Below are 13033 nucleotides of genomic sequence, written 5' to 3'. Positions count from 1 at the left end.
ATCAGTTTGTATAAGCGGACTCGAGGTCCAAGGGTCTTTGTGCGATCTTTAGCTCCATATACCTACTGTAATTCAAAAAGCTCTGTAAAACCGAATTCGGTTTTACAGAGCTAATCTTAGTATGTTTGCGTTGTGAATTGATCAGTGATGTCGCAAGAGAGATTCGAACCCTCGACCTACGGTTTAGAAGACCGTTGCTCTATCCAGCTGAGCTATTGCGACCTAATAGCATCTAACGACTGACAACTTCTTAATTATAGAGAAGCCGTCGCGCCGTGTCAATTGTGGATTAACCGAGAGTCGCCAGTTGACAGCCACCCGGTGACTCCGGTAGAGTGGAAGGTGGTTAGAGGAGGTGGAAGCTATGCTGGTGCTTCACATTGTCGCGGAGATTGTCGTCTTTTTTTCCGCTATTTGCATTATCTATTACTTCTTTCAGATTACCCAGGCTCAGGGGGATAAGCATCGGAATTACGTGTATTGTTTGTCGGCGGTCATTGTTTTATTGTTGGCGGCACCGGCGGCTAATTTGGCGCGGCAAAAAAATATTAGCCCAACCGATCAGGTCTCCAATCAGGTTCGCAAGATTCAGAAGAAACACCAGTCACAGCGCGAATCCCAGCAAAAGAAACCATCTCAGCAATCCTCGACCAGTACGACTAATAAGTGAACAATCTAAACACTGGGTAAAAATATCAAGATTTCCTTATTTTCATAACAACATGCTTGCAATATTCCTGTAACATTTAGATAATATAACTGTAACCTAAAGTTGACGGGGGGAATTGCTATGTATGCACTAGTTATCATTTTATTCATTATCATTTTGGCTACGGTAGGTCAGTTGTACCTGAACAACCGGGAAACTTTTCGGAAGAACAGCAAGCATCTGGCGACCCGGGGGAATAAATTCCACGATGATTCTGATCGCCGCTTAAGTTAATTCAAGTCAACTGGTCGTTAGCGCTGTTGCTAAGGACCTTTTCTTTTGTCTTGAGATGATTTCTCTCGACTAAAGCACCAGTGACAGATATTCCGCAAAACTGTGCTAAAGTAGTTTTAGTGAAAAAAACGTGAAGGAGTTGATGGTACGATGACTACGCTCGTCTTGGTCTCCCATCCCCAACTGGCGGATTCGACCAGTCAACAATTTTTAAAGGAAAGTTTGCCCAGTGATGATGTCATCTGGGAGCACATTGAGGGACAAGCGACCTTGGATGTTGCTAAGGAGCAGGCGCAACTGCGGCATGCCGATCGGGTTATTTTACAATTTCCGTTATACTGGTACGCGGCACCGGCGGGATTGAAACAGTGGGAAGATACCGTGCTGACACGGACGTTTGTCTATGGCGATCAACGTTATCCACTAGCTGGCAAAGAGTTGGGAATTGTCGTGACCACCGGGATGCCAGAACAGGCCTTTCAGCGTGGTGGCGCTGAGGACGTGACCTTGGACGCTGTTATGGCTCCGTTAGCGGCATTGGCTCATCGCGCCAAGATGATCTGGTTACCGACATTTCCCATCTATCAATTCGGCTACCTTGAGGAGCCGGAGAAGTTGCAGTTGGTTATCGATTATCAGCGCTACCTGACCCAGAAACAACCCGATAGCCTAGTAAATCGACAGGACTGGTTTGCCCAGCGGTTGGCGAACATGGTGGTACAACTGCCAGTGGATCAACAGACGACCGGCCAATTGGTTGCCAGTGTTTTTGACCAGAATCGGGCACATCTCGATCAGTTGACGGACACTTTGGCCATGATTAAGGAGCAGGAAGATGACTGAACAATCAGCGTGGTTGCGCCAGCAGATCGATCAACTGGCCAGCCAACAATCTAAATTTACCGACCGGGCATTCTGGTTGGCACTGAAACAGGTCGTTGCCGAACAGGACCGCCGCAGTGAGCAACTCGGTGGCGAGGTCGATGGCCGAACGTGGCGGCCGGATCGGTGGTGAGCTTTAGTTCATCGCAGGCTGAGAGGGTATGGCGATTGCCGTATCTTTTTTTCGGAATTTTTTAGTGCAGTCCACGTTAGCAATGGTTGCTTCTTAGGCTTAACATGGAATTCGTCAAAACATAAACCGGCAATACTACCGGTAGATAAAGAATTGAAGGGGTCGAGATAGATGCGTACAAAACGACTATTATTAGGGACACTGACGGTGCTGGCAATTGCCGGGACAACAACAATCTTGCCAACGACGAGTGCGTCGGCTAAACGGGCGGTTACGCCAACGAACTTTCGCGGGACTTGGCAAACACGGATCAATAAGAAAACTGTTCGTAACCTTAAGATTACGAAATTTACCTTTGGTGTGACTGATTACAAAAATGGTAAGGCGGAGGAAGGTGCCTGGACCGTTGGTGACAAGAAGCAGAAGCACTCTAAAAGTCCATTCAAATGGACGCCGCTCTATTTACATAAGGACAAGAAGGGGTATACCTTCATCGGCGCCAATAGGCTTGGACAATTGTGGCACCTTAAACGCGTGACTCACAAGAAGCGGGCGGCCCTGCGTGATGATGGCTGGGCGTACAAATCCTTTGGTGAGAAACCAGTCGTTCAATATTATTACCGTGTGAAGTAGATGAAATGAAAACAGCTAGGCATTCTCGGCTTGAGAATGATCTAGCTGCTTTTTGTTATTTCTTACTTAAAATCGCGATCCATTGCTGCCCAGTGGTTAACCGGTCCAAACTTATGGCCTACCGCAATCGGTGAACCAATCGCAACGTTGACGAATTGTTTGGCGATCTCGATGGCCCGTTTCATCGGCGTCCCTTTGGCCAATTCCGCTGTGATACAGGCGGAGAGAGAATCACCCGTACCATTGACGCGGTCCGTCTCGTGGTAGGGTTCACTCAACCAGAAACTCTCGCCGGATTCCAGCAAGACAAAGTCCTTCACGACCTTCTGAGCAGGATCGGCGTGACCACCCTTGGCAATCACGTTTTTAGCGCCCATGGCCTGTAGCTTATGGGCCGCCGTTTCCATGTCGGTATCAGTCGTAATCGACATCTCGGCAAGCTTCTCGACCTCGAAGAAATTTGGCGTCAGCACCGTTGCTAGTGGAATGAGGGCTGTGCGTAAGGTATTAAAGGCACTCTCCTCCAATAGCTGATTGCCATGCTTGGTCATGATGACCGGGTCGACCACCAGGGGACCGAAGTCGGCGGCCTGATAGTTTTTGACGACATCGTTGATGAGCTCGGAGTCGGCGAGCATTCCCGTCTTGGATGCCCGAATATGGTAGTCGTCCGCCAGATCTTTGAATTCTTGATCAATAAAGTCCGTGGGCATCGGGATGCTGGCGTGAATGCCATAAGAGTTTCCGGCCACGCAGGCGGTCATGACCGATGCGCCGTAGACGTGCCGGGCAAAGAAGGTGTGCAGGTCAGCCTGCATGCCGGCGCTACCATCGCTATCGGAACCCGCGATGGTGAGGGCTTGTGGGTATGAATTTACCATGATTAAGTAACCTCCGCTGTCAGTATTATAGCTTCCAGCATAGCACAGACCACGGTGAAAAGACGACCGGGAAGTTTGATAAATATATTTGTTAACACAACGGTGACGTGTGAAGCGGGCTATCATCCGCCACAATGTTCGGTGACCCCGTAAACCCGGTCGATTTGCTCGCTAGTTAGCGGAAGGTCGCGTAAGTTGAAGCTAGTTGAGAGAATGTCGGAAAAAAGGAAACAAGGGGATGAAACAGTGAGACGTGAACGATGGCACGTATTAGGGTGGAGCTTGATTGGTTTTATGGTGAGTTGGTATGCGCTGGTCGGCGCCGTTCAAACGGTTTACCGCTGGTTTCCTCATGAACCCGTGACTTTATTGTTCGGATTCGTCCTAACTGTGATAAGCTTAGTAGGGTTGGTTCGGTCCGCAAAAAAGGGGCCCTGGTGGTGCCTAGTTCCCGCTACGGTGAGTGTTATTGCCGTGGCCTTGGGGTTGGTTGCCGATGGCACGATTCTTTTACTCGGACTGACCATTCCCGGTTTTTATTAAATTCAAGATGAAAAAGTGTAGGAGGTAGGTTAACGCGCATGTTAATTCAACAAGGTCTCATCGAAAACGCAACGCAGCCACAGGATATTCGCATTGAGGACGGTAAGTTTGCCGCCATTGCTGATCATCTAACGGCTAAGGATAATGAACAGGTGATCGATGCACAGGGCAAATTAATTTTGCCACCGTTTGTTGATCCACACGTTCATTTGGACAGTACCATGACAGCGGGAGATCCTGAATGGAACCAATCTGGGACGTTGTTTGATGGTATTCGGATCTGGTCCGAACGAAAGAAAACACTGAGCATCGAAGACGTTAAGACCCGTTCTCGGCAGGCGTTGGAATTACAAGCGAGTCATGGGATCCAATTCGTTCGGTCCCATGTAGACGTGACCGACCCGAATTTAACGGCGCTCAAAGCCTTGATCCAGGTGCGTGACGAAGTGAAAGACTTTATCGAATTACAACTGGTGGCCTTCCCACAAGAAGGTATCCTGTCCTTCCCACACGGTAAAGAATTGATGGAACAAGCTGCTAAGCTGGGTGTCGACGTTATTGGGGCCATTCCACACTTTGAATTCACGCGTGAATACAGCGTGGAATCTCTCCACTTTGCCGTTGACTTGGCGCAAAAGTATGGCAAACTAGTCGATGCGCACTGTGACGAAATCGATGACCCCGCTTCTCGTGGTTTGGAAACGTTAGCCACCTTGGCCTTAGAAACCGGCTTGGGCGATCAAGTGACGGCTAGCCATACCACGGCGATGGGCTCTTACAACAATGCATATGCCTACAAACTTATGCGCCTGCTACAGATGTCCCACATCAACATGATTTCTAATCCCTTGATCAATACCCACTTGGGTGGTCGGTTCGATACCTATCCCAAGCGTCGGGGGTTGACACGGGTCAAGGAACTCAACGAAGCTGGGGTCAATGTGGCTTTTGGTGAAGATGATATCAAGGATCCATGGTATCCAATGGGCGATGGTAACATGCTCGATGCCCTTCATATGGGGATTCACGTCACCCAGATGATGGGGTACGATGACATCAATGGGGCCTATAAGTTCATTACAACGAACGGTGCTAAGGCCATGCACGTTGGCGACCACTACGGTATCGCCGAGGGCAAGCCAGCCAACTTGGTCATCATGAACAATGATAACTTCTATAATGCGTTGAACAAACGCTCAGAAGTTCTGTACTCGATTCACCACGGGAAGATTATTGTTAAGACGGACCCGAAGCGCGTTCACTTAGACCTCTAGGACTTTGAGGACACTGCTAAGAAATCAGAAAAATAATTAACGATGTTGGTTCTTGATAACTAGCAATCTGAAAAAGCGCCAACGCTATCCGAAAAATGGATAACGTTGGCGCTTTATGTAATGCCGCTACTTCTTAGCTTTAGCGTGCTTTACTTTTTTTACGGTCGTTACGGTTGCCGGTTTTGGTGCCGTAACGGTCTTTTTCTTTTCTTGGTGTTGCGCGCGGAGTTGATCCTTCAGCGCTTCAATCTCAGTGACGTGTTCGTCCTTCCATCCCTGGTAAGTGCCGGCGGAGTCCGTGTCGTTGGGCTTCAATCCGGTATTTAGCCAGAAACAGGCTTCGGACAGACTTGGGAAGTTGTGAATCCACAAGGTCTGGCCGTTGTCGGAATCAAAAGCCACGTAAGAACGGAAATGTTTCTTCAAAAAAGTATGCCGACGAATCTTAAAGGCCTCACGCTTACGAGTTAACCGATAGTCTGGTAAGATATATTGGCCGGAGGTGGCCAGCTGTGGAAAACGCTCGTCGCGTTGTTCTCGCTGGTCCTTAAGCATTGCGCGGGCTTGGTCGACGGTAATAATGGACGCATGGATTGGATTCTTCATCAAAAACCTCCTTAAAAATTTTGAAAAATGAGTAAATTAGGACAGTCTCCGGCCAATACTCACACCTACTAGGTTAGCATAATCTAAAAGTTATGGAAACAATTTACACTTTGAAATTAGCGTTTTTTAAGGTTTATTGCGCCTTAACTTGAGAAAAAAGTTTTTCCAGTCCTAATAATGTTGGCAACGGCTTCATAAGTTCTGTAATGATGGATTTGGTCGTGTTTGGAAAATCTATGGTAAACTAATTGAGATTAGGTCGAAAGCGAGGAATGAATTTGGCACAGAAATACTATGCAGTTCGCCGCGGTCGCAAGCCCGGCGTCTACCGAACCTGGGCGGAAACGCAGGCGCAGGTCACCGGTTATTCCGGGGCCCAATACAAGAGCTTCACGTCGGCGAGTGCCGCAGACGCCTTCATGCAAGGCCAGGCGACGCCGAGCGCACCCAAGACACACAGCAAATCAACTGGGGCAGCAATCAAGGCCCCTCAGAGCAGTTCTGCGACCATTACGGTCTACACGGATGGTGGATCACGAAACACTGGTAATGTTGCTGGTGGGCACGTGAGAATCGGGGATAAGGCCGCTTGGGCCTACCGCATCGAGTTACCCGATGACGTGGTGACCGGTTCCGATGGCGAATTTGGTGCTAGCAATAATCGGATGGAGATCATGGCCTTTCGCAATGCGCTCCAGAAGTTAGTCGATTTGAATCAGAATCAGACCAGTATTGTATTTATCCTGGATTCACGGTATGTGTTGAATGCGGTCACCGAGGGCTGGTTAGCCGGGTGGAAACGCCGCGGCTGGAAGCGTAGCGCGGGGCCGTTAGCCAACGCAGAGCTGTGGCAGGATGTGGATCGTTTGTTGCCACAATTCACGCGGCTGAGCTATCAGTGGACTAAAGGACATGCCACTAACCAAGGCAATGTGTTCGTGGACCACCTGCTGAATGAGACGATGGATGGTATGGGCCAAGAACGCCACCACGCTACGGGTAAGCCGGCGACAAAACGTTCAGCTAAGGTGATGCCTTCACGTCCAGCAATACCAGCAAGTTCATCGGCCGATGAGCAACCTAAAGCGGCGGACTCACAGGTGCCTTTGAAGCACACCACGGCTGAACAATCACTCGCCGACATTGTGAAAGGCTTACGTGACCTACCGTTTTAAGATCATTAAGGGTATAATACCACCTAGAGATAAAATGCGGTTCATCTAATCGAGGAGACTAGCACCGGACTAGCGGTGACTAGGCAACCGATTTGTTTCTAAACTATGTCATGAATGGGGTACCGACGATGCAAGCAAAGTTAATTCCATATTTGGAATTTGAGAACGCCAAAGAAGCCATTGCGTATTATCAGAGCGTCTTTGGGGCAACCAACGCCTACCGGGTCAGCCCGACGGCCGAGGAAGTCGAACAGTTTGGGTTAGCACCTACCGTTAATTTAGACGAAATGACCATGAGCGGCGGTTTTAAGATTCTGGGCTTGGATATTCAGTGTGCCGATGCCTTGATGGGTCAGCCGACGTCTTCAACGTTGATCTCGTTAATGATCGACGTTGATGCGGACGATTCCGCCAGCGTGAAGGAATTGGCGGGGCTGTACCAACGACTCCTCAAGTCCGATGTGAAGGTCATCAGTCCCTTTGGTGAACAAAGCTCCGGGGGCAAGATGGGCCAAGTCGTCGATGCATACGGGATCACGTGGATTTTACGTGAACAGACCATGCCGAGCGACACGGCAGAAGGCAACGATTAGTCGTTGTAGTGCGTCGAGGTTAATCAATGAATAAGCAAGTTTGTAGGAACGCGTGCTATTTACGCGTTCCTTTTTTGCTGGACTGAAGTCTTAAAGGTTCGTTGAAAATCCACAACACGCAACGGAGAATACTTTGAGTAGGCTTATACTAAGTTTAGGTGTTTCGGGGGGAGTAGGCCCGAAGTCATTCAAAACTGTAGACTTAAGGGGACGGAATTCTTGAAAAAGACATTTCTAAAATTATTTACGTGGGTAGACGTATTTTCAAAGTATCCAACATGGTTCAAAATTTTTTTATGGGGAACGGGGCCAGTAGCCACGTTAGATCTAATTTGTTTCTGGTTACCGCTACCGTTGGCATTTTGGTTTGAAGTATTCTGCACGGCATACGTGGCCTTATTTGTAGTGACGTTGATTGTGGAGAGTCTAAAAATTGGGATTACTGAGTGGATCAAGACTAAAAATAAGTAGTGGTGAGACTTTTGCTATGACGTATGACAATAAAGTGGACAGATGCCAGTCGTGATAAGACGTGATGAGCGTTTTCTGTGGGTAACAAACATAGCCATAGGCGGTCATAAATGGAGCCAGCCGTGACAGCGGTGTTGGATCGGGTGATGTTCCCGGCCTTACAGCGCGAGACGTGTTTGGAAACTCGCCTGAACCTGGCGAGGTTTCAAACCGAGGTGAAAGACAGCACCTCAGGCTTTTACCGGTCTCCACAGCAGGTGTAATTTCTGACAGCCGGAGGCGACATGGTTATACCCATTTTAGAGAAAACGCCCAGCAAGTGGTATCATGAGAGCCAAGAGGAGTGATTTATGTCATGGCAACAGAACGGGAAAAAATGACGGCGGGGCAGCCCTACAATCAGTTTGATTCAGAGCTGATCAACCGGCGAGTCGCCGCACGAAAGCAATTGCGCGCCGTTAACCAACTGGACGACAATGCTGAACGAAACGATGGGTACCGGAAGTTAATCGCGGATAGTGGGGATGACTTCTTCGTTGAAGCCGGTCTCGAATACGATTACGGTTGGAACATCCACATCGGCGACCACTTCTATGGTAATTACAATATGACCTTGTTGGACACCTGCCCCATCACCATTGGTGCGCACTGCTACTTCGGACCTAATGTTGGCCTCTACACGCCGGTGCACCCACTGAACGCGATGGCTCGGGTTAACGACGTTGAAATGGGTGCACCCATTACCATCGGCGACAATGCCTGGTTCGGAGGCAACGTGACGGTTTTGCCTGGCGTAACGCTGGGAAATAACGTTGTCGTTGGTGCGGGCGCCGTGGTTACGAAATCCTTTGGGGATGACGTGGTTTTGGTAGGTAATCCAGCACACGTCATTAAGGAAATTGATAACGGTCCCACTGGAAATGCCGCAGCTAAGGCACAGTGGCCAGAAAAGCTTGACTAAGACAAAGGGTTAAGCTATCACCTAAAATCTAATCAAATTCTTAGAATGTAATAGGCATTGGCTATGTAAACGCTTTAATCCCAATAGAAAAAACTTATTCATCAGCAAGATTTTACTAATCCTAGCGTCCGCGTATAATAGACTTTGGATATTGATTCAAAGAGATTTTGCGTAGGCAATTTGTATTCAACCGTAATGGCGCTGTACAGGTGGCTCGTGTAACGACCCTGTTTAGCGCTTTTTTCGTACAATCTCTTCTGAACATGACCGCTGGGAGTTCGCTCTCAGGAAACAAATGAGGAGGATTATTTATTTTAGCGCGTAAAAATATTGATAAGTTAGTATTCGTACCAACCATCGTTTTATTTATTCTCGCGTCATTGCTATTTATCTTAGGTGGTAACCAATTACAAACCACCCTGAGTTCACTCTTGAACTGGATTGATACTCGCATGTCATGGGCTTATATGATGGTGTACGTGATCAACTTTTTATTTTTTATGTATTTAGCATTTGGTAAGTTTGGTAAAATTAAGTTGGGTGATGCCAATGACAAGCCCCATTACAGTAATTTTCAGTGGGGGTCAATGGTTTTCGCCACGGCGATCGATGCCAGCATTTTGATGCTGTCTATCGTTGACCCATTGCGGTACCTGCAACACCCAGCCTTCGGGTTTAAGCCATTCTCAAGTAACGCCTACAGCGCTGCCCACATGATGGGACAGTTCAACTGGGGGCCAATGGCTTGGATGATGTTCGCACCAGCAACGATTGCGATTGCCTACGTCTTGTACGTGAAGCACGCCAAGGTTCAACGGGTCAGTGCCGCTATCACCAGTCTCCAGGGTGACAGCACCGGGAAAGTTATTGCTCGGCACGTCGTCGACTTCTTAGTTGTCTTTGGGATCATGGGCGGAATTGGGTCGTCTGTCGGGATGGAAATTCCGATTATTTCTAAAGTTCTCAGTCGGTTGACTGGGGTTCAAGATAACCTCATGCTTAAAATTGAACTCTTTATCATTTTGTTTATTCTGTTTGCGGTCACCGTTTTCCATGGGTTAAACGGGGGGATCAACCGCTTGAGTTCCGCCCACATTTGGACGGCGCTGGGTCTGTTAGCCATTATTTTAATCATTGGACCCACAGTTTATATTTTAAATTCTGAAACCAACAGTATTGGGTTAATGGCCCAAAAGTTCATCGCCATGTCGACGAACACCATGCCTAATGGTGGGGATAATACCGCCCAGCAAGAAACAATCTTCTACTGGGGTTGGTGGTTATCCTACATGCCTGTTATGGGATTGTTCATTGCCCGGATTTCCAAGGGCCGGACGATTCGCCAGGTCTTAGTTGGGATGTTAACGTACGGTGCCTTAGGGTGCATGAGCTTCTACGCCATCTTTGGGGGCTACTCACTCTGGCTCCAACAGACTGGTGCAGTAAACTTGGTTCACATTTTAAATACACAGGGTCAAGCCGCCGTGGTTGCCACGGTTATTGCGACGTTGCCATTTAAGATGATTATCTTGGCACTGTACTGTATCTCTTGTTTTATCTTCTTAGCCACGACGATTTCCTCGTCAGCCTTCATCGTCTCATCCTTCACCAGTCTTCACTTGGATGACGGTGAGGAACCAAGTCGTTGGAACCGGATGATCTGGGTCATCGTCTTCATCGTCTTCTCCTTCGGGATCGTGATGGTCGGTGGGTTCAAGACCGTTCAAACGGTGTCGACGATTGCTGGTTTCCCATTGATGTTTGTCTGCTTATTGTTGTTGCATTCCATTTGGCACATGTTGGCAGCCAAGCCGAAACCAGTACCAGTGGTCGTGCCACAACCGGTTGTTGTTCGGCGGATTACGGTCGAATTACCACGCGCGGTACGGGGTCCGATGATTTTGTCGCCGGATCATGCAAGGTAGAGTGTGGAGCCAGCCGATTAGACTCTGAGCATTAACGGGCCTAAGTGCCCGCCCGGTGGAACCGGGCCGGTGCTTAGGCGTGTTAAGCGCAGGGACCTGCCCGAAGGAACACGTTTTGGAGGCCGCTGGTTTCACTAGAGAAAAATCAACGAAACCAAACAATTATGAAAGTAAACACGAAACGCCTTCTAAAAAAGCAGAAGGCGTTTTTTCGTAGCCGTCAAGCACTAAATGTCTTTAGAGAATTTGGATGTAGTAATACTATTTAAACGTTCCAGCGAGTAGAGGCGCTCTTAAATCAGCCAGAACCTTGGCAGTCACAGGCAACGTGTACCGCTCTCGCCAGATATGATACAATAGGGCCGTGTCACCATTGATTGCAGGAGGGTTTTTATGGCAGAAGAAAGTAATAATCCACTATTTTTCCGGCGAATTTTAATCACGATCGACGAGGACGACCGGCCCTCGACCAGCCGCGCATTCAGATTCGCGATGACGATGGCGCGTGATTACCAAGCACATCTGGGCATTGCCTCTGTGCTGGAAAATAATGACATCAGTATCTATGAATCGCTGATGCCAGACAAGCTCAACGAAAAACGCGATGAGTTAAAGGCCATCGTCAAGGAGTATGCCGACAAAGCAACCGCGTTTGGCGTGAACGACGTGCGGTCTATCGTGGCCGAAGGGGGCGATGTTGATGATGTCGTGCTCCAAAAAATTATTCCGGAATTCAAACCGGACTTGGTCGTTTGTGGGGCCGACGTTGACTTCGCTAGCCACGGCCATCCTGGTGCCATTGGGTTGCGGCTCGCCAAGAAGTCGGACGTTTCAGTTATTGTAATTCGCTAAATTAACAGTGGTTCACCGCATAGTTTAAAGCGGTGAACCATTTTGTTTTGGTGTATAATGGTCGTAAATTGAAACGCTTTCACGAGGGGGACTTCTCATGCAAACACGACAATTACGTGGCTTTCTTTTTGATTTACACGGGGTGTTGGCCGATTCCTGGCAATACCATTTGGCTTCTTGGCAAACGATTGCGCAAGAGTTACACATTCCGTGGACCAATCAGCTTGCGGCAACCTTACCAGGAATGAGCCGGGCGGATTCACTGACGGCTATATTGGCCTCTGTGAACCGTCAGAACGAGTTTACACCTGACCAGTGCCTACGAATCACAGACCACGAAAACGATCTGTATCGGCAGTATGTGGCGGCTCTGACGCCGGCTAACTGCCTTCCTGGAGTCACAGTGTTCTTAGATGAACTTGTGGCTGCGGGCTATCCCATGGCGCTGGCGTCCGCCTCGACCAATGCCTCGGCGGAAATCGCCCATTTGGGACTAGCCAAGTACTTTCCGCAGATTGTACCGGCGGCGAGTCTAAAGGCCAGTAAGCCGGCTCCGGATGTTTATTTAGCAGCAGCTGCGTTGATCCATCAGCATCCGGAAGACTGTGTGGCCTTCGAAGATACTGTGACCGGTGTGCGGTCGGCCAAGGCTGCTGGGTGTTTCACGGTCGGCATCAACGTTAAAAATCTCCCGCAGGCAGATGCCATGCTTGCCAGTACCCGAGAGCTTAGTCTGTCAGCCGTGCAGCGGACACTCGGTCAGCTAAACGTTTGAGAAGAAACGCTTTCAGAACAATGGCTTGGTTGTGTTCTTCATCTTTGGCGCCGTATAATAGAATGACATCCTGGTCGTTGAGTTGTTCGGCGATCAGGTCCAAGAAGGCGGGTAACGCTTCGTTAGCGTCGAGTTCAGTGACGTAGCGTTTTTTAAACTCGGGAAACTTTTGGGGTTCATGGTTGAACCATTTCCGCAGTTCAGTTGTGGGGCCCATTTCCTTTTCCCAAGACGCCAGTTGCGCGTTGACCTTCGAAATTCCTCGTGGCCACAAGCGGTCGACGAGGACCCGATAACCCTTGAGATCAGCGGGCTTTGTATAGATTCGTTCGCATTTGATTGCCATTACGTCTCATCTCCATGGCTTCATTCTAACATAGTAATTG

The 13033-nt window shown here is 48.8% G+C and carries 16 protein-coding genes and 1 tRNA gene; 13 read left to right on the top strand and 4 right to left on the bottom strand.

The features are described from left to right. Positions 1-148: 148 nt before the first annotated feature. Positions 149-222: transfer RNA gene (locus tag ACKTSF_RS12390), tRNA-Arg, on the bottom strand. Between the two features lie 142 nt (positions 223-364). On the opposite strand from ACKTSF_RS12390, the gene ACKTSF_RS12385 reads away from it, so the two are divergent. From ACKTSF_RS12385 to ACKTSF_RS12365, 5 genes are all read left to right on the top strand, one after another. Continuing rightward, positions 365-670, top strand: coding sequence for a hypothetical protein (locus ACKTSF_RS12385; protein ID WP_407889875.1), 306 nt, complete (start codon positions 365-367; stop codon positions 668-670). A gap of 120 nt (positions 671-790) precedes the next feature. After that, entirely contained in the window at positions 791-943 is a 153-nt protein-coding gene (locus ACKTSF_RS12380) for a hypothetical protein (RefSeq protein ID WP_407889873.1), read from the top strand. Between the two features lie 150 nt (positions 944-1093). Continuing rightward, entirely contained in the window at positions 1094-1786 is a 693-nt protein-coding gene (locus tag ACKTSF_RS12375; protein WP_407889871.1) for an NAD(P)H-dependent oxidoreductase, read from the top strand. Further along, complete coding sequence (locus ACKTSF_RS12370; protein ID WP_407889869.1) at positions 1779-1958, top strand: hypothetical protein; 180 nt, start codon at positions 1779-1781, stop codon at positions 1956-1958. The genes ACKTSF_RS12375 and ACKTSF_RS12370 overlap by 8 nt, the downstream gene beginning before the upstream one ends. Before the next feature lie 171 nt (positions 1959-2129). Continuing rightward, the gene (locus ACKTSF_RS12365) at positions 2130-2591 is read left to right on the top strand and encodes a hypothetical protein (RefSeq protein ID WP_407889867.1); all 462 of its coding nucleotides are present in this window, start codon (positions 2130-2132) and stop codon (positions 2589-2591) included. A 62-nt stretch (positions 2592-2653) separates the two neighbouring features. On the opposite strand, the gene thiD is transcribed toward ACKTSF_RS12365, so the two are convergent. Continuing rightward, complete coding sequence (thiD, locus tag ACKTSF_RS12360; protein WP_407889866.1) at positions 2654-3472, bottom strand: bifunctional hydroxymethylpyrimidine kinase/phosphomethylpyrimidine kinase; 819 nt, start codon at positions 3470-3472, stop codon at positions 2654-2656. A gap of 246 nt (positions 3473-3718) precedes the next feature. Between thiD and ACKTSF_RS12355 the strand changes: the two genes are divergently transcribed. Together ACKTSF_RS12355 and codA are read left to right on the top strand one after the other, a co-directional pair. Beyond that, positions 3719-4015 (top strand): hypothetical protein, encoded by a 297-nt coding sequence (locus ACKTSF_RS12355; protein ID WP_407889864.1) that lies wholly within the window; start codon positions 3719-3721, stop codon positions 4013-4015. Between the two features lie 38 nt (positions 4016-4053). Next, entirely contained in the window at positions 4054-5289 is a 1236-nt protein-coding gene (gene codA / locus ACKTSF_RS12350) for a cytosine deaminase (protein ID WP_407889862.1), read from the top strand. Positions 5290-5415: 126 nt separating this feature from the next. On the opposite strand, the gene ACKTSF_RS12345 is transcribed toward codA, so the two are convergent. After that, positions 5416-5895, bottom strand: a complete 480-nt coding sequence (locus tag ACKTSF_RS12345; RefSeq protein WP_407889860.1) for a hypothetical protein — start codon at positions 5893-5895, stop codon at positions 5416-5418. 278 nt (positions 5896-6173) lie between these two features. Here ACKTSF_RS12345 and ACKTSF_RS12340 point away from each other — a divergent pair, with 278 nt between their 5' ends. From ACKTSF_RS12340 to ACKTSF_RS12315, 6 genes are all read left to right on the top strand, one after another. Further along, positions 6174-7070, top strand: a complete 897-nt coding sequence (locus ACKTSF_RS12340; RefSeq protein WP_407889858.1) for a ribonuclease H family protein — start codon at positions 6174-6176, stop codon at positions 7068-7070. Positions 7071-7198: 128 nt separating this feature from the next. Then, positions 7199-7663, top strand: a complete 465-nt coding sequence (locus tag ACKTSF_RS12335) for a VOC family protein (protein ID WP_407889856.1) — start codon at positions 7199-7201, stop codon at positions 7661-7663. 826 nt (positions 7664-8489) lie between these two features. Continuing rightward, positions 8490-9095 carry a sugar O-acetyltransferase gene (locus tag ACKTSF_RS12330; protein WP_407889854.1) on the top strand — a complete coding sequence of 202 codons (606 nt, stop codon included), beginning with the start codon at positions 8490-8492 and terminating at the stop codon, positions 9093-9095. 356 nt (positions 9096-9451) lie between these two features. Next, positions 9452-11020, top strand: coding sequence for a BCCT family transporter (locus tag ACKTSF_RS12325; protein ID WP_407889877.1), 1569 nt, complete (start codon positions 9452-9454; stop codon positions 11018-11020). Positions 11021-11413: 393 nt separating this feature from the next. Beyond that, a complete protein-coding gene (locus tag ACKTSF_RS12320) occupies positions 11414-11872 on the top strand; it encodes a universal stress protein (protein ID WP_407889853.1) in 459 nt (152 codons plus the stop codon). A 97-nt stretch (positions 11873-11969) separates the two neighbouring features. Next, the gene (locus ACKTSF_RS12315; protein WP_407889851.1) at positions 11970-12647 is read left to right on the top strand and encodes an HAD family hydrolase; all 678 of its coding nucleotides are present in this window, start codon (positions 11970-11972) and stop codon (positions 12645-12647) included. Here ACKTSF_RS12315 and ACKTSF_RS12310 read toward each other — a convergent pair. Further along, the gene (locus tag ACKTSF_RS12310) at positions 12601-12993 is read right to left on the bottom strand and encodes a DUF488 domain-containing protein (protein WP_407889849.1); all 393 of its coding nucleotides are present in this window, start codon (positions 12991-12993) and stop codon (positions 12601-12603) included. The genes ACKTSF_RS12315 and ACKTSF_RS12310 overlap by 47 nt on opposite strands. Between the last annotated feature and the right edge of the window lie 40 nt (positions 12994-13033).

Origin of the sequence: Levilactobacillus muriae (assembly GCF_045862015.1) — a bacterium.
GTDB classification, from domain to species: Bacteria; Bacillota; Bacilli; order Lactobacillales; family Lactobacillaceae; genus Levilactobacillus; species Levilactobacillus muriae.
This window is presented reverse-complemented; position numbering and strand designations above follow the sequence as displayed.